This window comes from Mycobacterium gordonae, from assembly GCF_017086405.1.
In the GTDB taxonomy this organism is placed as follows: Bacteria; Actinomycetota; Actinomycetes; order Mycobacteriales; family Mycobacteriaceae; genus Mycobacterium; species Mycobacterium gordonae_D.
In genome coordinates, this window is sequence record NZ_CP070973.1 from 1,227,757 (window position 1) to 1,247,175 (window position 19,419).

Consider the following 19,419-nt stretch of genomic DNA (forward strand, 5'->3'; position numbering starts at 1 on the left):
CGCAGCCCCCGATCCGACCGGCTAGGCGGCCGCCCCAGGCTTGAGATAGGTCACCAGGCTCACGTCGAGCATCTCGTCGTCGAAGTAGTGCTCGCAACCACGCAGATACTTCATGTACCGCTCGTAGACCTCTTGCGAGGTCACCTCGATGGCCTTCTCCCGGTTGGACTCCAGGGTGTCGCCCCAGATGTGCAGTGTCTTGATGTAGTGGGGGCGCAGCGAAACTGGTGCGGGTACAACGAATCCGGCCTTCTCGCCATGCTCGACCATCATCTCCGTGGACGGCAGCCGGCCACCCGGGAAGATCTCGGTCACGATGAATTTGATGAAGCGCACCGTCTCGAAGGTGATCCGCTTGCCGCGGGCCGCCATGTCATACGGGTGATAGCTCACGCTGCTCTGCACGGTCATCCGGCCGTCCTCGGGCATGATGTCGAAACAGCGCTTGAAGAAGTCGTCGTAGTTCTCGTGCCCGAAGTGCTCGAAGGCCTCGATGGAGACGATCCGGTCGACCGGTTCGTTGAAGTCCTCCCAGCCGTGCAGGAGCACCCGCCGGGAGCGGTCGGTGTCGATCGCGTCGAGCACCTGTTGGGAGCGGGCGTGCTGGTTCTTGGACAGGGTGAGACCGATGACGTTGACGTCGTACTTCTCGACGGCGCGCTTCATGGTGGTGCCCCAGCCGCAGCCGATGTCCAGCAGCGTCATACCCGGCTTCAGATCCAGCTGCTCCAGGTTCAGGTCGACCTTGGCGATCTGGGCTTCCTCCAGGGAGATGTCCCACGGCTCGAAGTAGGCGCAGCTGTAGGTCCGAGTCGGGTCCTGGAACAATGCGAAGAAGTCGTCGGAGACGTCGTAGTGCGCCTGGATGTCGTCAAACTGGGTGGGCTTGGTCATGGCACCGGTCGGTTTCTCGGCCATTGCTGTGGTGTTTCTCCTGGATCATGTGGCGCTACCTGATCGCGCGCACGGGTCCTAGATCTCTGACGTGCAACACTACCCGATCCGGCGGTACCGGCTTACCGGCTCGGGAGGCTGGCGGATGCCCCTCTCCGGCACCCCGATGCCTACTTCTGCAGGGTGAAGTGGTGGCAGTCGATGTAGCCGATCCGGAAGGACTCGGCGCAGCCGGTCAGGTACCTCATGTAGCGCTCATAGGTCTCTTCGGACTGGATTGCGATGGCCTCGTCTTTGTGCGCCAGCAGGGCTTCGGCCCAGAAGTCGAGCGTTCTGGCGAAGTGCAGCTGCAGCGACTCGACGTGGGTCACGGTGAAGCCGGCCCTGGCCGCGTGGTCGTGCACCTTCTCGATCGACGGCAGCCGGCCGCCCGGGAAGATCTCCGTCACGATGAACTTGATGAACCGGGCCATCTCGAACGTCACGGGCATGCCGCGCTCGACGATCTGGCCACCGGTCAGGCCGGTGATCGAATGCAGCAGCATCTTCCCGTCGTCGGGCAGTGCCTTATAAACGAACGTGAAGAAGTCGTCGTAGCGCTGAAAACCGAAGTGCTCCAACGCCTCAATCGTGATGATCCGGTCGACCGGCTCGTCGAACTCACCCCAGTCGCTGAGCAGTACCCGGTGGGAACGGTTCGAGTCGACTTCGTCGAGCAGTTTCTCGCAATACATGTGCTGGTTCTTCGACAGGGTCAGCCCGATGACGTTGACGTCGTACTTCTCCAACGCGCGCTTCATCGTCGAACCCCAGCCGCAGCCCACATCGAGCAGGGTCATCCCGGGCTCGAGCCCCAGCTTGCCCAGCGCCAGGTCCAGCTTGGCGATCTGGGCTTCCTCCAGGGTCATGTCGTCCCGCTGGAAGTAGGCGCAACTGTAGGTTCGGGTCGGATCGGTGAACAGCTCGAAGAACTCGTTGGAGATGTCGTAGTGCGCCTGGACGTCGTCGTTGTTCTCTCGCCGGCTGCGGGCCCGCGTTAAGTTATTAGACATAAGTCCTCCCGATGGACCGCCGCACCCCCCGGCGAGGTGATCATCCACGGCACCCTACACGTGCCGGGACGCATCACCCGCATTAAAATCATCAGATCCGGCGATTATTTGGCGGTCGACTCATCAGGAGTCACTCTGGTCGCTCTATTGCGACTTCGCCAGGGTGAACTGGTTGACGTCGATGTAGCCGATCCGGAACGAGTCCGCGCAACCCGTCAGGTACTTCATGTAGCGCTCGTAGACCTCTTCGGACTGAATCTCGATCGCTTCTTCCCGGCGCGACTGCAACGCCGCGGCCCACAGGTCGAGCGTGCGGGCATAGTGGGGCTGCAGCGACTGGCGACGGGTCAGGGTGAAGCCGGCCTTCCCCGAGTGCTCCTCCACTTTCTCGATGGACGGCAACCGGCCGCCCGGGAAGATCTCGGTCATGATGAACTTCGCGAAGCGGGCGCCCTCGAAGGTCAACGGCATGCCGCGGTCGGCCATCTGCGGACCGGTCAGGGCGGTGATGGTGTGCAGCAGCATCACGCCGTCGGCCGGCAGCACCTTGTGCGCCAGCGTGAAGAAGTCGTCGTAGCGGTCGAAGCCGAAGTGCTCGAACGCACCGATCGAGACGATGCGATCGACGGGTTCGTCGAACTGCTCCCAGCCCTCCAACAGCACGCGCCGGCCGCGCAAGGTGTCCAGTTCGTCGAACTTCTGTTGCACGTGCGCGGCCTGGTTCTTGGACAGGGTCAGGCCGATGACGTTGACGTCGTACTTCTCGATGGCGCGTCGCATGGTGGCGCCCCACCCGCAGCCGACGTCCAGCAGCGTCATGCCGGGCTGCAAGCCGAGCTTGCCTAGCGCCAGGTCGACCTTGGCGATCTGCGCCTCTTCCAGCGTCATGTCTTCGCGCTCGAAATATGCGCAGCTGTAAGTCTGGGTCGGGTCCAGGAACAGCCGGAAGAAGTCGTCGGACAGGTCGTAGTGTGCCTGCACATCGTCAAAGTGCGGTTTCAGTTTCGCAGCCATGTTTTATTGCCTTTCTGGACCAGCGGCGGCCCATGATCGCATGCGTCATCGCATTCCCCCGTGCATGCCCGCAGCATGTTATCCGACGCAGCACGTCATTACTAAACCGCGACAGCATCTAGGCTGTTCAGCGGCTTTTTACTACTTCGTCAGCGGGTATTGCGCGACGTTGGACAGGCCCTTGCGGAACAGGTTCGCGCAGCCCGTCAAATAACGCATGAAACGGTCGTAAACCTCCTGGGACTGGACGGCGATAGCCTGCTCGCGATTGGCCTCCAGATTGGCCGCCCACATGTCCAGGGTGCGCGCGTAATGCGGCTGCAGATATTGGATCTCGCCGACCGAGAATCCGCTGTTTTTTGCGTTGTCGATGATGTCGACCTCGCCGCACATGCCACCGCCGGGGAAGATCTCGGTCGCCAGGAAGCGGAAGAACCGCAGATCGCTCATGGTGACGGTGATGCCGTGGTCACGCCAGTAGGTCTGCTCGTGGGTGAAGATGCTGTGCAACAGCATGCTGCCGCCGTCGGGCAGGATCTCGTAGGCGCGATCGAAGAATGCGGGCCAGCGCTCCTTCTTGAAGGCGTCGAAAGCCTCGAAGCTGACGATCCGGTCGACTTTCTCGTTGAATTCCTCCCACCCTTGCAGCCGGGCCTCAGCGCGCCGCTTGGTGGGAATCGCAGCCAGCCTGGCCTTGCTGCGCAGGTAGTGATTGCGGCTGAGCGTGATACCGATGACGTTCACGTCGTACTTCTCCAGAGCGCGCACCACCGCACCACCCCACCCGCAGCCGACGTCGAGCAGCGTCATACCCGGCTCCAGGTGCAGCTTGTCCAGAGCCAGATCCAACTTCGCGAGCTGCGCCTCCTCCAGGGTCATGTCGTCGCGCTCGAAGTAGGCGCAGGTGTAAACCATGTTGGGGTCGAGGAACAGCGCGAAGAACTCGTCGGAAATGTCGTACGTCGCTTGCGACTCTTCGTAATACGGTCTCAGTTCGGCCATATCGGACCACCTCCAGCGCACACCGTTGCGATTCTCGTAATTGCGTGACACCCCTGCGGGGGCATCCCGAAGCCGTCGGCTGTCGGTTCAACCGGCGGCAGCGAAGTTGCTAGTCAGCTCACCAATGACGCGACTCCACAACTGCTTGGGCAGATCATGACCCATGCCGTCGACCAACACCAATCGGGCACCGTTGATTGCCTTGGCGACCGCTCGGCCGCCGAAGGGGCGCATTAGTTTATCCGCCGTGCCGTGGATGACGACAGTCGGGGCGGTGATGCGCCGGTCGTAGTGCAACAGGCTGCCGCTGCCCATGATGGCGCTGAACTGCTGGGAGATGCCCCACGGGTGATAGTTGCGGTCGTAGGCTTCGGCGGCATCGGCCCGCATCTGTTCCTCGGGCGTGGGGTACTGCGGGCTGCCGATGATTTTGCTGACCCGGACCGAGTTGTCGATGATCATCTCGCGCGGCGAACTCGGCGGCGGGCCCTTGATCAGCGAGAGCAGCGCCCGTGGCGCCGGCGGCGGCAAGAACCGATGGTTGTTGCTGGAGAAGATCACCGCCAGCGTCTGAGTGCGCTGCGCGTACTGGGCGGCGAAGACCTGCGCGATCATGCCGCCCATCGACGCGCCGACGACGTGCGCCCCGTCGATGTCGAGGTGGTCGAGCAGCGCGGCGGCGTCGTCGGCCATGTCCTCCAACGTGTAGGCCGAGCGGCTGGGCAAACCGAGGAAGGAGCGTGCCATCCGCGTTGCCAGGGGTTGCGGGTTGGGATGGCGCTCGGTCTTGGTGGACAGTCCGACATCGCGGTTGTCGTAGCGGATGACCCGCAAGCCCCGGTGGACGAGTTGCTCGCAGAACTCCGTGCGCCACAACAGCATCTGGGCGCCCAGGCCCATGATGAGCAGTACGGGCGGGTGGTCGGGATCGCCCATGTCCTCGTAGTAGAGCTTCAGGTCACCCGATACCGCGGTGCCACTGCGAACTTCCACTTGACTACACCTCGTTGGTTTGCGGGTTGGACTGATGCTCACGGCTGACCTCGACCATGAAGTTGGCGAAGTAGCCGGTGAGCTGCGGGTCGGACATCATCTGCCATTTCGGCGCCAGCAGCTTCATGTACCGCTCCACGTAGAGGAACTGCTTGCCGATCAGCACCAGCTCGCGGGGCAGTTTGACGTCGTAGGCGTCGGCCAGCGCCGAGAGTTGGCGGCCGATGTCGGCGTAGGACATGTCGCCGAGGGACTGCATGGTCAGCGGGGTGGCGAACTTCTCCAGGTCCCGGGCGGCCTCCGCCTCGGGCTTCATGGTGCCCACGGCGCCCATCAGCACGACGATCTTGCCCGCGGCGGCGTGGTCCTTCTTGACCAGCAGGGCGTAGACCAGTTCACGCAGCAGCCAGCGGGTGCGGGGATCGATGCGGCCCATGATCCCGAAGTCGAAGAACACGATGCGGCCTTCGTCGTCGACATAGAGGTTGCCCGCGTGCAGGTCGCCGTGGAACAGGCCGTGCCGCAGGCCGCCCTCGAAAACGCTGAACAGCAGCGCCTTGACGAGTTCGGTGCCGTCGAAGCCGGCCTTGCGGATCGCGGCCACGTTGTCGATGCGGATGCCCTGGATTCGCTCCATGGTCAGTACCCGCTCGCTGGTGAAGTTCCAGTGCACCTGCGGCACCCGGATGTTCTTGCCCAGCGGAGACGCATGCAGATGCGAGACCCAGGCGTCCATCGACTGCGCTTCCAGCCGGAAGTCCAGCTCCTCGGCCAGGTTGTCGGAGAAGTCGGCGACCACGTCCTGTGCCGATAGCCGGCGGCCCAGCTTCGCCAGCTCGACGGCCTGGGCGAAGCGCTGCAGGATCTGCAGGTCGGCGGCCACCCGGCGACGGATACCCGGTCGCTGGATCTTGACGACGACGTCCTCTCCGGTCTTGAGGGTCGCGTAGTGCACCTGCGCGATCGAAGCCGACGCGAACGGGGTTTCCTCGAAGCTCGCGAACAGGTTGGCCGGCTCGTCGCCGAGTTCCTCGATGAACAGCTTGTGCACCGCGTCGGTGTCGGCGGGTGGCACCCGGTCCAGCAGACCGCGGAATTCGCGGGACAGCGATTCGCCGAACGCGCCGGGACTGGACGCGATGATCTGTCCGAATTTCACGTACGTCGGGCCCAGGTCGGCGAAGGTCTGCGGAATTTCCTTGATGACTTTCTGTTGCCACGAAGTGGCGAACCCCTTGCCCGGGAGCTTGCTGAGTACACGAGCGGCGGTGCGGGTGACCTGCCAACCGGTGACAGCTACCCGGGCCGCTTCGACCGGTAGCGGCACCCGGTCAAGCTTGGCCACATCGCGGTGTTTAGTGGAACTCATTTCTGCAGTGTGCCAAACAGGGGGAGGCAATTCCCAATTCGCGTGAGGCCGCTCACCCGGGGGAAAAGCACAGCGTAGGCAGAATGCGCGGCGGCTTATTCGGGTTGCCATGGCGTCAGCCACGGCTCCGGCTTCCAGTTCTCGCGCCCGGCGATCAGCTCGTACATGGTCGCTCCGTCGATACTTTCCCGGACGATGTCGGCATGCCCGGCATGCCGGGCGAGCTCGTTGATGACGTGCAGCAAGACCCAGCGCACCGACCAGGCGGTGACGTCCGTCGGGAACCACGGTGCGTCCCGGGGGACCGGCACCGCGGCGTTCAGGTCAGCGGTGTCGGCCAGGAGCAGGGTCTGCGCGTTCTGCGCGCTGAACGCCTCCAGCAACCCGTCAAGGGTTTCGTCGGGCAGCATCACGAAGTCGTCGGCGTATTCGGCGGAGCGTTCCTCGAACGATCGCGGATCCGCCGGCGGCGCGTCCGGCGCTGCGGCCACCCTGACCATCCAGGTTCGCTGCATCCCGGTGACGTGCTTGATCAGGCCGCCGATGGACAGGGCGCCGGCCGACGGGGCCGACCGGGCCTGTTCGTCGGTGAGGCCGTAGCAGACCGCGAAGTAGGCGCTCTGCTGATAGGCGAGGAATTCGCGCAGCGCGTGGCGTTCGTCGGCGACCGGAGGGGCAAGGGCGGGCATGGTCAGTCCTTTCGGGTGTTCAGCTCGGTGTGCAGGTAGAGGTCTCTCAGACAAGCGATTTCGGCGCCGTGATGGATCGCCTCGCGGTTGATGTGCAGGACCAGCTCGCTCAGCGTGTGCTGGGCGTAGGGGCCTTCCGCGGGGCCGCACGGTCGGTTCAGATCGGCAGCGGACAACGCCCGCACACCGGCGATCCACGCCGCGTACTCCGTGTCGAGCTGGCGCAGTGCAGTCGCCGCGTCGGTGGCGTAAGGCCAATTCTGGTAGTCGGCGGGTGGGCCACCGAAGTGGTGATGGTTGCGCAGGGCGAACACTCCCACAATGACGTGCGCCAGCCGCCAGGCGATGGTGGTCACCGGTGTCGGGGTCGGGCTCGGATGCGCGAAATCCACTGACGCGTCCGGATGCACGGTCCAGCAGTCGGGCACCGGCCGCCAGAAGTATTCGGCGTCGGTCAAGCCGTCCAGGCGGGGGCGCAGTTGGGCGTGCCAGTGCCAGTCGAGCTGGTCGGCGAGTTGGGTGGTCAGGTCTGCCATGATGCGAGCCTTCCATCGATAGCGGACAGTTTTGGTCCTAAACATGAGGCAGACTGGCCGGCATGTCGGCGACGACGAGCCGGGTGCTGCGGTTGCTGGGGCTGCTGCAGTCGCGACGGGTATGGACCGGCCAGGAGCTGGCGGAACAGCTGTCGGTGACTGGCCGCAGCGTGCGGCGTGACGTCGAGCGGCTGCGCGAGTTGGGCTATCCGGTGGAAGCCAGCAAGGGCTCCGGCGGCGGTTACCGGCTCGGCGCCGGCGCGGCGTTGCCGCCGCTGCTGCTCGATCCCGACGAGGCGGTAGCGGTCGCGGTATGTCTGCGGCTCGCCGCCGGCGGCAGCGTGGCCGGGGTGGGCGAATCGGCGTTGCGGGCGCTGAGCAAGCTGGACCAGGTGCTGCCGTCCCGGCTGCGCTCCCAGGTCGCCGCGGTGCACCAGGCGACCGTCACGCTGGCGCCGGACGCCGTGGACACCCCGGTGGACCCGGACACGTTGACGACGTTGGCCCGGGCGTGCCGGGACCACGAGCACGTCACTGCCGACTACACGGCCCGGGACGGCACCCCGAGCCGTCGTCGCCTGGAGCCCTACCAACTGGTGACCACCGGCCGGCGCTGGTACCTGCTGGCTTACGACCGAGACCGGAGCGACTGGCGCACCCTGCGACTGGACCGGATGGTCGCAACGCGCGCGGCGGGTAGCACCTTTGCACCGCGGGCGGCGCCGGACGCACGAGAATTCCTTCGGCACGCGATCAGCGCCGCGCCCTACCGCTACGTGGCCCGGGTGCGCTACCAGGTGCCCGCGTCCGTCGTCGCGCGCCAGTTCTCGCCGCAATCGATGACCGTCGAACCCGACGGCGACGGGGCCTGCGTGGTCACGGCGGGCGGCGACGATCCGCAGCGGATGGTGTTGCACTTCGCGATGGTGGGCGCCGAGTTCCAGGTGCTCGAGCCGGCCGAGGTGCGGGCGGCGGCGGGCGCGGTGGGCGAACTTCTTCGTCGCGCGGGCCGAGCACCGTAAGGTGCGGTCATGCAACTGGTTTCGGCGGCATCGACCGAACTTTTCGTAGGCCCGCCGGATAGACCGCTGCAACTGGTTCGCGTCGGTGTGGCCGGCTGTACCGGGCCCACGACGTTACGCGTCGACGGTGCCGGCCTGCGGGGTGAGGCGGTGGCGGCGCGCGGGGACGAGGTGGTCGAGGTTGCGGTCTCGGTGGAGCGTCCGATCGTCGGAGCGCGGATCGCCGCGCGGGTGGATGCGGCCGACGTCAGCCTGACTTTCGAATTCGTGGTGGCCGAACCTGGCTGGACGATGTTCATGGTCAGCCACTTCCATTACGACCCGGTCTGGTGGAACACCCAAGGGGCCTACACCAGCGAATGGCACGAGGACCCCCCTGGGCGCGCCCGTCAGACCAACGGCTTCGAGTTGGTGCACGCCCATCTGGAAATGGCTCGCCGCGAGCCGGAGTACAAATTCGTGCTCGCCGAAGTCGATTACCTCAAGCCCTACTGGGACACCCGCCCCGAGGACCGCGCCGACCTGCGCAGGTTTCTGGCGCAGGGGCGGGTCGAAGTGATGGGCGGCACCTACAACGAGCCGAACACCAATCTCACCAGCCCCGAAACGACCATCCGAAACCTCGTGCACGGCATCGGTTTTCAGCGCGACGTGCTGGGCGCCGACCCGGCTACCGCGTGGCAGCTCGACGTGTTCGGGCATGACCCGCAATTCCCGGGGATGGCCGCCGACGCCGGGCTGACGTCGAGTTCGTGGGCTCGCGGGCCACACCACCAGTGGGGCCCGGCCTCCGGGGGCGACGTGGACCGGATGCAGTTCTCCAGCGAGTTCGAATGGATCTCGCCCTCCGGGCGCGGCCTGCTCACCCACTACATGCCCGCGCACTACTCGGCGGGTTGGTGGATGGACTCCTCGACCACATTGGCCGAGGCCGAGGAAGCCACCTACGCGCTGTTCGAGCAACTGAAAAGGGTCGCCTTGACCCGCAACGTGCTGCTGCCGGTCGGCACCGACTACACCCCGCCGAACAAGTGGGTCACCGAGATCCACCGCGACTGGGCCTCGCGCTACACCTGGCCGCGGTTCGTGTGCGGGCTGCCGCGGGAGTTCTTTGCGGCGGTGCGCGCCGAACTCGCTGGACGCGGGGTGGACCCGTCGCCGCAGACCCGTGACATGAACCCGATCTACACCGGCAAGGACGTGTCGTACATCGACACCAAGCAGGCCAACCGGGCGGCCGAGAACGCGGTGCTGGACGCCGAGCGGTTCGCGGTCTTCGCCGGCGTGCTGACCGGTGCGCCGTACCCCCAGGCCGCGTTCGCCAAGGCTTGGGTGCAGCTGGCTTATGGCGCTCACCACGACGCCATCACCGGCTCGGAATCCGACCAGGTGTATCTCGATCTGCTCACGGGCTGGCGAGACGCGTGGGAGTTGGGCCGCACCTGCCGCGACAACGCGTTGCAGGTGCTGTCCGGTCTGGTGGCCGACGCAGGTGACTCGGTGGTGGTGTGGAACCCGACGACGCAGCCGCGCACCGACATCGTCACGGCCCGGCTGGACCCGCCGTGCCCGGCCGGCGTGCGGGTGCTGGACTGCGACGGCGCCGAGCTGCCCGTCCACGTCGAGCACGACGGATGTTCGGTGACATGGCCGGCCCGGGACGTGCCGTCGCTGGGATGGCGGACCTATCGGCTGGTCCCGGCGGAGTCCGCCCCGGGATGGCGGCCGGTCGCCGGGACGCAGATCGCCAACGAGTACTACCGGCTCACCGCGGACCCACATCGCGGCGGGGCGGTGGCGTCGCTGATCCGGGGCGACCGGGAGCTGATCGCGGGTGGTCGGGTGGGCAACGAAATCGCGGTCTACCAGGAATATGCGTCGCACCCGACCCAGGGAGAAGGACCGTGGCACCTGCTGCCGCGCGGACCGGTGGTCGGCAGCTCGGAATTTCACGCCACCGTGCAGGCCTACCGCGGACCCCTCGGTGAGCGGTTGGTGGTCCGGGGCCGGATCGGTGAGCTGCTCAGCTACACCCAGACCACGATCTTGTGGCGCGGCACCGACCGCGTCGACTGCCGCACCACCATCGACGATTTCGCGGGCGAAGACCGGCTGGTGCGGCTGCGGTGGCCGTGTCCGGTAGCCGGCGCCATGCCGGTCAGCGAGGTCGGGGACGCGGTGGTCGGGCGCGGTTTCGCGTTGCTGCACTGCGCCGGTGCCCCGGGCCTCCGGTCGGTGGACACCGGGGAACACCTGTGGACGCTGGACAACCCTGCCTATGGCTGGTTCGGGTTGTCCTCGGCGGCCCGGGTCCGCATCGGCAACGACAGCCGAGCGATATCGGTGGCCGAGGTAGTGGCTCCTTCGGAATCGCGCGCGGGCGCGATCGCCCGCGAACTCATGGTCGCACTGGTGCGCGCGGGGGTGACGGCTACCTGCAGCGGCGCCGAAAAACCGCGCTACGGCAACCTCGACGTCGACTCCAACCTCCCGGACGTCCGCATCGCGCTGGGCGGACCCGCCCGCAATGCGTTCACCAAGGCCGTGCTCTCCGAAGCCGGCCCGCAGTACACCGCCGAGCTCGAGCGGCAGCTGGCCGAAACGGGCCGGGCGCGGGTCTGGGTGCCGGCAGCGGCGCACTTGGCGGACGTATTGGTCCCCGACGCCGACCTGCGAGGATCGCGTGCGCTGCCGGTGCTGATCGTCGACGGCAGCGGCGCTCGGAACCTGACCGCCGCGATCGCGGCCCTCGTCGATGACCTCAACGACGCTGAAATCGTTGTCGCACAGCATGTTGCGCCGATACCGGAGCCCTTCGAGGACTACACGGTCGCCCTGCTCAACCGCGGCGTACCGAGTTTTGCCGTCGAAACCGACGGGACACTGCACACCGCGCTGATGAGGTCCTGCACCGGCTGGCCGTCCGGGACCTGGATCGACGAACCCCGCCGCACCGCGCCCGACGGCTCCAACTTCCAGCTCCAGCACTGGACACACGATTTCGACTACGCGCTGATCTGCGGCGACGGCGACTGGCGGCAAACCCGACTCCCGGCCCGCAGTGCGCAGTTCGCCAATCCACTGCTGGCGATCACCCCGCGCGGGCACCACGGCGTGTTGCCGGCGAAGGGCTCGCTCCTGCATGTCGAGCCGGCCGAATCGGTGCAGCTGGGTGCGTTGAAGGCCGCCGGGAACCCGCTGGCGGCCGGCAGCGTACAACCCGTCGCGGCCGGCCAGGTCGCGTTGCGTCTGGTGGAATCGACCGGCGCCGGCGCGCGGGTCGCCGTCGGCTCGGATCTGGGCACCCTGCGTGGGCTCGCCGAGGCGAACCTGCTGGAGGAACCCGAACGCCGTAGACGCCTCATCGATCTGCACGGTTACCAGGTGGCGACGGTACTGGCGCGGCTGGACATCGCCGAAATCCGCAACGACCCGGTGGAATTGGCCCCGGAGTCTGAGCCGGCCCAACCGCTTTACGCGCGCTACTGGCTGCACAACCGCGGTCCCGCCCCGCTGGGTGGGCTGCCGGTGGTCGGCCACCTGCACCCCACCCAGGTGAGTGTCGACCCCGGTGCGGACCTGCGGGAGGTGACGTTGCGACTGACGGTGGCCAGCGACTGCACCGATGTCGCGCTCGGCGGCATTGTCGACGTCCTGTGCCCGGACGGCTGGTCGGTCGCCCCGGTGGAGTTGCCGTTCACGCTGGACGCGGGAGCGCACCTGGAAACCGACGTCGTCCTGGGAATACCGGGTCATGCGCCGGACGGGCGCTATCCGGTTCGGGCCCAGCTGCGGGTCACGGAGCCAGAGGTGCCGGCCGCTTGGCGGCAGGTGGTCGAGGATGTGGCGTTCGTCGACATCGGGGGTGAGCCGGGCGAGTTCGTCTACCTCGAAGAGGGTCCCGCCGACGTGGAACTGGCCGCGGGCGCCGCGGCGCGTCTGTCGGTGACGATCGGCAGCCGTGTCCGCGCCGATCTGGCGGTTGAAGCGCACTTGATCAGCCCCTGGGGGACCTGGGAGTGGATGGGACCGGCGGTGCTGGGCGCCGACCTGCCGGCGCAGGGCAGCGTCGAACTCGCCTTCGACGTCAGTCCGCCGCCGTGGCTGGACCCGGGACAGTGGTGGGCTCTGGTCCGGGTGGGATGTGCGGGCCGGCTGATCTATTCGCCTGCGGTGAAAGTGATGGTGACATGAACCCGCCCTCCGGCGACGATGCAATGGGGGCACCTCCCGCCTGCGGGGGACGAAGCGATGAGGAGGAGCGGCGCGTGAAACCCGACTGTGTAGCAACCGTGGCCGGTGCCGCCGTGGCTGTCGCCGACGTCGATGCCCGCGAGACTCGGCTGCGCGGCGGTCCGCAGGCGAACGCGCTGCCCGCGCCGGGCACCAGTGAGGGCCGCCAGCTGCGGCGCTGGCTGACTCAATTGATCGTCACCGAGCGGTTGGTCGCCGCTGAGGCGGCCGCCCGCGGCCTCGACGGTGCCGACGCCCCGACCGAGATCGACCTGCTGCCCGACGCGACCGCCCGACTCGAGATCGGCAGCATCGCTGCGGCCGCACTGGCCGACCCACGGGCACGCGCCCTGTTCGCCGACGTCACCGCAGGCGTCGAGATCAGCGCCGGCGACGTGGCCGCCTACCACGCCCGCAACCCGCTGCGGTTCGCGCAGTCGCGTGTCGGAAGCCACGGCTGGCGCGAACCTCCGGTCGGTGATCCGCCGCTGGAAGAGGTGCGATCGGCGATCGCCCAGCACCTGTTGGGGGCCGCGCGCCGCCGGACATTTCGCGTCTGGCTCGATGCCCGCCATGCCGCCTTGGTGCGGCTCGCGCCCGGCTACGAACATCCCGGCGATCCGTGCCAGCCCGACAACACCCACCGGCACTGATGCTCACCCTCTGCCTCGATATCGGGGGCACCAAGATCGCCGCCGGGCTCGCCGACCCCGCCGCCCTGGCCGACCCCGGCCGCACGCTGGTCTACAACGCCACCTGTCCCACACCCGCGGGCGTTGCGGCTGAACAGGTTTGGGATGCGGTCGCGGCGATGATCGCTGACGCGTTGGATGCGGCCGGAGGGACGGTGGCGGCGGTGGGGATCGCCTCGGCCGGTCCCGTCGACCTGGCGACCGGCAGCGTGAGCCCGGTCAACATCGGGGCCTGGCGCGGTTTCCCGCTGCGCGATCGCGTGATGGCCGTGGTGCCGGGCGTGCCGGTCCGATTGGGCGGTGACGGCGTCTGCATGGCATTGGGCGAGCACTGGATCGGCGCCGGCCGCGGCGCCGGCTTCCTGCTGGGCATGGTGGTGTCTACCGGCGTCGGCGGGGGTCTGGTGCTCGACGGCGTGCCGTACACCGGCCGCACCGGCAACGCCGGTCACGTCGGTCACGTGGTGGTCGAACCGGACGGGCTCCCCTGCGCATGCGGCGCCCGCGGCTGTGTGGAGACGATCGCTTCAGGTCCGTCGATGACGCGCTGGGCGCGGGCCAACGGCTGGTCGGCGCCGCCCGGCGCCGGAGCCCGGGAACTGTCCCAGGCGGCGGCGGCAGGCGACGAGGTGGCGCTGCGGGCGTTTGCCCGGGGCACTCGGGCGCTGGCCGCGATGATCGCCTCGGTGGGCGCCGTGTGTGACCTGGACCTGGTCGTCATCGGTGGGGGAGTGGCCAAGTCCGGCGGCCTGCTGTTCGACCCGTTGCGCACTGCCTTGGTGGAGTACACGGGGCTGAATTTCCTGACCGGCCTGCGGGTGGTGCCGGCCGAACTCGGTGGCGAGGCCGGTTTGATCGGCGCTGCCCGCCTCGCCGGACTGTAAGCGCGCCGGGCCGTTTTGGCTGATCGCGCGCCCCCAGGCTATTGTGGTGGCCGATCCACCAAAGACCGTCGGTCACCGAGTAAATCGGTTGAAGGTCCGGGAACATCCCGGCGGCCCACGCAGGAGGACGAGGCATCATCGCCGGCCCGCGTGCCGGCGCATTTCACGCCCCGGCCGCATCCTGCGCCGGGGCGTTCGTCGTTCCTCCGGTGGCCACCACTTTTGTAGGAGGTATGCATGGCCAGGGCTGACAAGGCCACCGCCGTCGCAGAAATCACCGAGCACTTCAAGGCCTCGACGGCGACGGTCATCACCGAGTACCGCGGTCTGTCGGTGGCCAACCTGGCCGAGCTGCGCCGTTCGCTGGGGGAGTCGACCACCTACGCGGTGGCCAAGAACACCCTCATCAAGCGGGCGGCGTCGGAGGCCGGCATCGAGGGCCTCGACGAGTTGTTCGCCGGCCCGACGGCCATCGCGTTCGTCAGTGGCGAGCCCGTCGATGCGGCCAAGGCCCTCAAGACCTTCGCCAAGGACCACAAGGCGCTGGTCATCAAGGGCGGCTACATGGACGGTCACCCGCTGACCGTCGCCGAGGTCGAGCGCATCGCGGACCTGGAGTCCCGCGAGGTGCTGCTGGCCAAGTTGGCCGGCGCGATGAAGGGCAATCTCGCCAAGGCCGCCGGGCTGTTCAATGCACCGGCCTCCCAGATGGCCCGACTGCTGGCTGCCCTGCAGGAGAAGAAGGGGGCCGACGCCCCCGCGGCAGCTGAAGCTCCGGCCGCCGAGGCAACCCCCGAAGCCGCCGAATAACCCCCACAAACCCGAGAAACTCACGAAATTCAGGAGGAAAACACCATGGCAAAGATCTCCAGCGACGACCTGCTCGACGCCTTCAAGGAAATGACCCTGTTGGAGCTGTCGGACTTCGTCAAGAAGTTCGAGGAGACCTTCGAGGTCACCGCGGCCGCCCCGGTCGCCGTCGCCGCGCCCGGTGGCGGTGGCGGGGCTCCGGTTGAGGCCGCCGAGGAGCAGTCGGAGTTCGATGTGATCCTCGAGGGTGCCGGTGAGAAGAAGATCGGCGTCATCAAGGTGGTGCGTGAGATCGTCTCCGGCCTGGGCCTCAAGGAGGCCAAGGACCTGGTTGACAGCGCTCCCAAGCCGCTCCTCGAGAAGGTCTCCAAGGAGGCCGCCGACGAGGCCAAGGCCAAGCTCGAGGCCGCTGGCGCCAGCGTCACCGTCAAGTAGTTCAGTGCGCGAAGCCCCTGGCGCCCAACGGCGCCGGGGGCTTTCGCTTGTCCGCACTCAGCGGAACGCGAGCAGCGCCTGCCGTGACCGGTGCACACGGTCGGTTGAATCGCCCAGCGCGACAAGAAGATTGGTGGTCATCCCGGCCAGCACCGGTAGCGCCGCACCGTCGTCGCCGTAGAACCCGGCCAGCTCCAGCATCACGAAGCCGTGGATCAGCGCCCAGAATTGGGCGGCCGTCGCCACCACGGCGGCGTCGTCGTCTGGGGCAGCGGCTGTGATCCGGCCGGCGAGCATCGACCGGTGCACCGCGCGGACCACCTGCGAGAAGCTGGATTCCTGCTGCTCGATCTCCGCAAGTGTCAGTGACAGGACGTTGCCGGCCGGGGCCTTGATGCCGTGTGCGCTGGTGCTGCCGAACATCAACCGGTACATGTGCGGTCGCTCGATCGCGTAGCGCCGATACGCGGCGCCGACGGCCATCAGATCGGCGACCGGATCGTCGGTCTCGGGGACTGTCAGCGCGATAGCGAACTGCCGCAGTCCCTCTTCCGCGACCGCGGCGATGAGGTCGCGCATCCCGCCGAAGTGGGTGTAGACGGCCATCGTCGACGTTCCCGCGGCTCTGGCCACCTTGCGGGTCTGCAGCGCGTCAGGCCCGTGCTCGTTGAGCAGGTCCACGGCGGCGTGCAGCATCTCGTCGCGGACGTTGCGCGTGTTCGGTTCGGAAGTCATCTCGCCAGACAATATTGCCATCTTCGCGCCGTCGGCGTACGGTTTCTATAACACTGAAATAACAATGTTATAGGAGCTCGGAGATGACGGCGATGAAGACGGCTGAGACCCGGAACCCCTACCTCGAGGACTTCCTGGCCCCGGTTTCGGCCGAAGTCACCGCCGCCGACCTGCGGGTGACCGGACGGATACCCGAGCACCTGGACGGGCGCTACCTGCGCAACGGTCCCAACCCGGCCGGGGAGGTGGACCGGGCGATCTACCACTGGTTCAGCGGCGACGGCATGGTCCATGGCGTGGCGCTGCAGGACGGGCAGGCCCGCTGGTATCGCAACCGTTGGGTGCGTAGCGCGTCGGTGGCCGCCCAACTCGGTGAGCCCGCTCCGTCTCGGCTGGACCCGCGGGCGGGCCTGCTGGCCCTGGGCGCCAACACCAGTGTGTTGGCCCACGCCGGCCGCACGCTGGCGCTGGTGGAGGGCGGCGTGGCCAACTACGAGCTCACTGAGGAACTGGACACCGTCGGCACCTGCGACTTCGACGGCACGCTGTACGGCGGCTACACCGCCCACCCGCACCGCGACCCGCACACCGGCGAACTGCACGCCGTCTCCTATTCGTTCGCCCGCGGACGAACGGTGCAGTACTCCGTGATCGACACCCAGGGGCGCGCCCGTCGCACCGTCGACATTCAGGTGGGCGGATCGCCGATGATGCATGACTTCTCTCTCACCGATAAGTACGTGGTCATCTATGACCTGCCCGTCACGTTCGACCCGGGGCAGTTGCTGCCGGTGAAGGTGCCGCGCTGGATGGGTGTGCCCGCCCAACTGGTGATGCAGGCGCTGGTGGGGCGGGTCCGGGTGCCGAGTCCGATCGCCGCCAGGCTCAACCGCAACCCCAAGCCGACCGACCGCATGCCCTATGCGTGGAACCCGTCGTATCCGGCCCGTATCGGGGTGATGCCCCGCGAGGGCACCAACCGGGACGTCCGCTGGTTCGACATCGAGCCGTGCTACGTCTACCACCCGCTCAACGCGTACTCCGAGATCCGCAACGGTTCTGAATACCTAATTCTTGACGTGGTCAGTTACCCGCGGATGTTCGATCGCGACCGCCGTGGACCCGGAGAGACCCGGCCGATGCTGGAGCGTTGGACGATCAATCTGGCGACCGGATCGGTGTCAACCGACCGTCGCGACGACCGGCCGCAGGAGTTCCCCCGGATCAATGAGACGCTGACCGGCGCTCAACACCGGTTCGGCTACGCCGTCGGGGTCGACGACGGCTACCTCGCTGAAGAGCAGGGAACGCCGATGGTGACCGCGCTGTACAAGCACGATTACGCGACCGGATCCAGTGAGGTCGCCGCGCTCGACCCCGAACTTGTGATCGGCGAGATGTCGTTCGTCCCCAACCCGGGGAGCGGCGCGGGCGCCACGGCGGAAGACGACGGCATTCTGATGGGTTACGGCTATCACCGCGGCCACGACGAGGGTCAGTTGCTGCTGCTGGACGCCCAGACGTTGCAGTCGGTGGCGACCGTGCATCTGCCCCAGCGCGTGCCGATGGGCTTCCACGGTAACTGGGCGCCGCGGGACTGACGGGGCTGATCAGGACGCCTGGAAGATTGTTATCTTCCCAACCCTGATGTGGCGCAGCAGGCGTGCGCTACAGTGACTCAAGCCACACGGGGCCTGGTGGCGAATTTGCGCGTTGACGGAAGGATTTCCCATGGGCGTCAGCATCGAGGTCAACGGACTCACGAAGTCCTTCGGATCCTCGAGGATCTGGGAAGACGTCACGCTCGAGATCCCGTCCGGGGAGGTCAGCGTTCTCCTGGGCCCGTCGGGTACCGGCAAGTCGGTTTTCCTGAAGTCACTGATCGGGCTGCTGCGGCCGGAGCGCGGATCGATCATCATCGACGGCACCGACATCATCGAATGCTCGGCCAAAGAGCTCTACGAGATCCGCACCCTGTTCGGCGTGCTGTTCCAGGACGGCGCGCTGTTCGGTTCGATGAACCTCTACGACAACACCGCGTTCCCGTTGCGCGAGCACACCAAGAAGAAGGAAAAGGAGATCCGCGACATCGTCATGGAGAAACTGACGATGGTGGGTCTTGGCGGCGACGAGAAGAAGTTCCCCGGTGAGATCTCCGGTGGTATGCGCAAGCGTGCCGGCCTGGCCCGGGCCCTGGTGCTGGACCCGCAGATCATCCTCTGCGACGAGCCCGACTCCGGTCTGGACCCGGTCCGTACCGCGTACCTGAGCCAGCTGATCATGGACATCAACGCCCAGATCGACGCGACCATCCTGATCGTGACGCACAACATCAACATCGCCCGCACCGTGCCGGACAACATGGGCATGCTCTTCCGCAAGCACCTGGTCATGTTCGGCCCGCGCGAGGTGCTGCTGACCAGCGACGAGCCGGTGGTGCGGCAGTTCCTCAACGGCCGCCGGATCGGCCCGATCGGCATGTCCGAAGAGAAGGACGAGGCCACCATGGCCGAAGAGCAGGCCGCGCTGGACGCCGGTCAGCACGCCGGTGGTGTCGAGGAGATCGAGGGCGTACCGCCGCAGATCGTGGCGTCGCCCGGCATGCCGGAGCGTAAAGCGGTGGCCCGTCGTCAGGCCCGGGTGCGGGCCATGCTGCACACGCTGCCCAAGGACGCCCAGGCGGCAATCCTCGACGACCTCGAGGGCACGCACAAGTACCAGGCGCACGAGTTCTGATCCCTGCGGGGCGTTATGCGCCCGGGGCACGGCTCCTCTGACGAATTGCCCTCGGTGGGATTTTTACCGCCGACACGGGATTCGGTACGACGGCTGCACGCTGGCGTCTTGCGCCGTTCACGCGCCCGGTGGGCAGCAGGTAATTAACCACAACTTCCCACAACTTGCCGCGTGCACCCCTTGACGACGAGGCCTAAACGGGTCAATCTGTTGGGCAGCATGTGTCGTATCTGTCCACGGGCAACTCGAGGTCGCCAGCCAGCGCCATCGGTCGTCACAAGTCCAAGGACGGCGTATGACTGCTAGTTGTCGTGGGTATTTGA

The 19,419-nt window shown here is 67.0% G+C and carries 17 protein-coding genes; 8 read left to right on the forward strand and 9 right to left on the reverse strand.

All coding sequences use genetic code 11. The annotated features are described in order from the left end of the window. Positions 1-21 precede the first annotated feature (21 nt). The 8 genes from mmaA4 to JX552_RS05390 all read right to left on the reverse strand — a co-directional run bounded on the left by mmaA4 (position 22) and on the right by JX552_RS05390 (position 7,549). Positions 22-918, reverse strand: coding sequence for a hydroxymycolate synthase MmaA4 (mmaA4, locus tag JX552_RS05355; RefSeq protein ID WP_205876416.1), 897 nt, complete (start codon positions 916-918; stop codon positions 22-24). A 146-nt stretch (positions 919-1,064) separates the two neighbouring features. Then, positions 1,065-1,946, reverse strand: a complete 882-nt coding sequence (locus JX552_RS05360; RefSeq protein ID WP_205876417.1) for a cyclopropane mycolic acid synthase family methyltransferase — start codon at positions 1,944-1,946, stop codon at positions 1,065-1,067. A 144-nt stretch (positions 1,947-2,090) separates the two neighbouring features. After that, positions 2,091-2,960 carry a cyclopropane mycolic acid synthase MmaA2 gene (gene mmaA2 / locus JX552_RS05365; protein WP_205876418.1) on the reverse strand — a complete coding sequence of 290 codons (870 nt, stop codon included), beginning with the start codon at positions 2,958-2,960 and terminating at the stop codon, positions 2,091-2,093. A 141-nt stretch (positions 2,961-3,101) separates the two neighbouring features. Continuing rightward, entirely contained in the window at positions 3,102-3,962 is an 861-nt protein-coding gene (locus JX552_RS05370; protein ID WP_205876419.1) for a cyclopropane mycolic acid synthase family methyltransferase, read from the reverse strand. A gap of 87 nt (positions 3,963-4,049) precedes the next feature. Next, a complete protein-coding gene (locus JX552_RS05375; RefSeq protein WP_205876420.1) occupies positions 4,050-4,955 on the reverse strand; it encodes an alpha/beta fold hydrolase in 906 nt (301 codons plus the stop codon). 4 nt (positions 4,956-4,959) lie between these two features. After that, entirely contained in the window at positions 4,960-6,324 is a 1,365-nt protein-coding gene (locus JX552_RS05380) for an ABC1 kinase family protein (RefSeq protein WP_205876421.1), read from the reverse strand. 95 nt (positions 6,325-6,419) lie between these two features. After that, complete coding sequence (locus JX552_RS05385; RefSeq protein ID WP_205876422.1) at positions 6,420-7,013, reverse strand: DinB family protein; 594 nt, start codon at positions 7,011-7,013, stop codon at positions 6,420-6,422. Between the two features lie 2 nt (positions 7,014-7,015). Continuing rightward, positions 7,016-7,549, reverse strand: a complete 534-nt coding sequence (locus JX552_RS05390) for a DinB family protein (protein ID WP_205876423.1) — start codon at positions 7,547-7,549, stop codon at positions 7,016-7,018. A 62-nt stretch (positions 7,550-7,611) separates the two neighbouring features. On the opposite strand from JX552_RS05390, the gene JX552_RS05395 reads away from it, so the two are divergent. The 6 genes from JX552_RS05395 to rplL all read left to right on the forward strand — a co-directional run bounded on the left by JX552_RS05395 (position 7,612) and on the right by rplL (position 15,625). Further along, on the forward strand, positions 7,612-8,571 hold the full coding sequence (locus JX552_RS05395; protein WP_205876424.1) for a helix-turn-helix transcriptional regulator: 960 nt from the start codon (positions 7,612-7,614) through the stop codon (positions 8,569-8,571). Between the two features lie 9 nt (positions 8,572-8,580). Beyond that, positions 8,581-12,765: a glycoside hydrolase family 38 N-terminal domain-containing protein gene (locus tag JX552_RS05400; RefSeq protein ID WP_205876425.1), complete on the forward strand. Its 4,185-nt coding sequence runs from the start codon at positions 8,581-8,583 to the stop codon at positions 12,763-12,765. Positions 12,766-12,839: 74 nt separating this feature from the next. Beyond that, positions 12,840-13,457 carry a DUF7158 domain-containing protein gene (locus JX552_RS05405; protein WP_205876426.1) on the forward strand — a complete coding sequence of 206 codons (618 nt, stop codon included), beginning with the start codon at positions 12,840-12,842 and terminating at the stop codon, positions 13,455-13,457. Continuing rightward, on the forward strand, positions 13,457-14,380 hold the full coding sequence (locus JX552_RS05410; RefSeq protein WP_205876427.1) for an ROK family protein: 924 nt from the start codon (positions 13,457-13,459) through the stop codon (positions 14,378-14,380). The genes JX552_RS05405 and JX552_RS05410 overlap by 1 nt, the downstream gene beginning before the upstream one ends. A gap of 237 nt (positions 14,381-14,617) precedes the next feature. Continuing rightward, a complete protein-coding gene (gene rplJ, locus JX552_RS05415) occupies positions 14,618-15,190 on the forward strand; it encodes a 50S ribosomal protein L10 (RefSeq protein WP_205876428.1) in 573 nt (190 codons plus the stop codon). Between the two features lie 45 nt (positions 15,191-15,235). Continuing rightward, the gene (gene rplL / locus JX552_RS05420) at positions 15,236-15,625 is read left to right on the forward strand and encodes a 50S ribosomal protein L7/L12 (protein WP_205876429.1); all 390 of its coding nucleotides are present in this window, start codon (positions 15,236-15,238) and stop codon (positions 15,623-15,625) included. 57 nt (positions 15,626-15,682) lie between these two features. On the opposite strand, the gene JX552_RS05425 is transcribed toward rplL, so the two are convergent. Continuing rightward, positions 15,683-16,360, reverse strand: a complete 678-nt coding sequence (locus tag JX552_RS05425; protein ID WP_205876430.1) for a TetR/AcrR family transcriptional regulator — start codon at positions 16,358-16,360, stop codon at positions 15,683-15,685. 83 nt (positions 16,361-16,443) lie between these two features. Between JX552_RS05425 and JX552_RS05430 the strand changes: the two genes are divergently transcribed. Together JX552_RS05430 and JX552_RS05435 are read left to right on the forward strand one after the other, a co-directional pair. Beyond that, the gene (locus JX552_RS05430) at positions 16,444-17,961 is read left to right on the forward strand and encodes a carotenoid oxygenase family protein (RefSeq protein ID WP_205876431.1); all 1,518 of its coding nucleotides are present in this window, start codon (positions 16,444-16,446) and stop codon (positions 17,959-17,961) included. A gap of 130 nt (positions 17,962-18,091) precedes the next feature. Next, entirely contained in the window at positions 18,092-19,096 is a 1,005-nt protein-coding gene (locus tag JX552_RS05435) for an ABC transporter ATP-binding protein (RefSeq protein WP_205876432.1), read from the forward strand. Positions 19,097-19,419: the final 323 nt, after the last annotated feature.

Coding starts and splice junctions, on each gene's coding strand:
- mmaA4 (WP_205876416.1), bottom strand. CDS start 918: ATGGCCGAGAAACCGACCGGTGCCATGACCAAGCCCACCCAGTTTGAC.
- JX552_RS05360 (WP_205876417.1), bottom strand. CDS start 1,946: ATGTCTAATAACTTAACGCGGGCCCGCAGCCGGCGAGAGAACAACGAC.
- mmaA2 (WP_205876418.1), bottom strand. CDS start 2,960: ATGGCTGCGAAACTGAAACCGCACTTTGACGATGTGCAGGCACACTAC.
- JX552_RS05370 (WP_205876419.1), bottom strand. CDS start 3,962: ATGGCCGAACTGAGACCGTATTACGAAGAGTCGCAAGCGACGTACGAC.
- JX552_RS05380 (WP_205876421.1), bottom strand. CDS start 6,324: ATGAGTTCCACTAAACACCGCGATGTGGCCAAGCTTGACCGGGTGCCG.
- JX552_RS05385 (WP_205876422.1), bottom strand. CDS start 7,013: ATGCCCGCCCTTGCCCCTCCGGTCGCCGACGAACGCCACGCGCTGCGC.
- JX552_RS05390 (WP_205876423.1), bottom strand. CDS start 7,549: ATGGCAGACCTGACCACCCAACTCGCCGACCAGCTCGACTGGCACTGG.
- JX552_RS05395 (WP_205876424.1), top strand. CDS start 7,612: ATGTCGGCGACGACGAGCCGGGTGCTGCGGTTGCTGGGGCTGCTGCAG.
- JX552_RS05400 (WP_205876425.1), top strand. CDS start 8,581: ATGCAACTGGTTTCGGCGGCATCGACCGAACTTTTCGTAGGCCCGCCG.
- JX552_RS05410 (WP_205876427.1), top strand. CDS start 13,457: ATGCTCACCCTCTGCCTCGATATCGGGGGCACCAAGATCGCCGCCGGG.
- rplJ (WP_205876428.1), top strand. CDS start 14,618: ATGGCCAGGGCTGACAAGGCCACCGCCGTCGCAGAAATCACCGAGCAC.
- rplL (WP_205876429.1), top strand. CDS start 15,236: ATGGCAAAGATCTCCAGCGACGACCTGCTCGACGCCTTCAAGGAAATG.
- JX552_RS05425 (WP_205876430.1), bottom strand. CDS start 16,360: ATGACTTCCGAACCGAACACGCGCAACGTCCGCGACGAGATGCTGCAC.
- JX552_RS05430 (WP_205876431.1), top strand. CDS start 16,444: ATGACGGCGATGAAGACGGCTGAGACCCGGAACCCCTACCTCGAGGAC.
- JX552_RS05435 (WP_205876432.1), top strand. CDS start 18,092: ATGGGCGTCAGCATCGAGGTCAACGGACTCACGAAGTCCTTCGGATCC.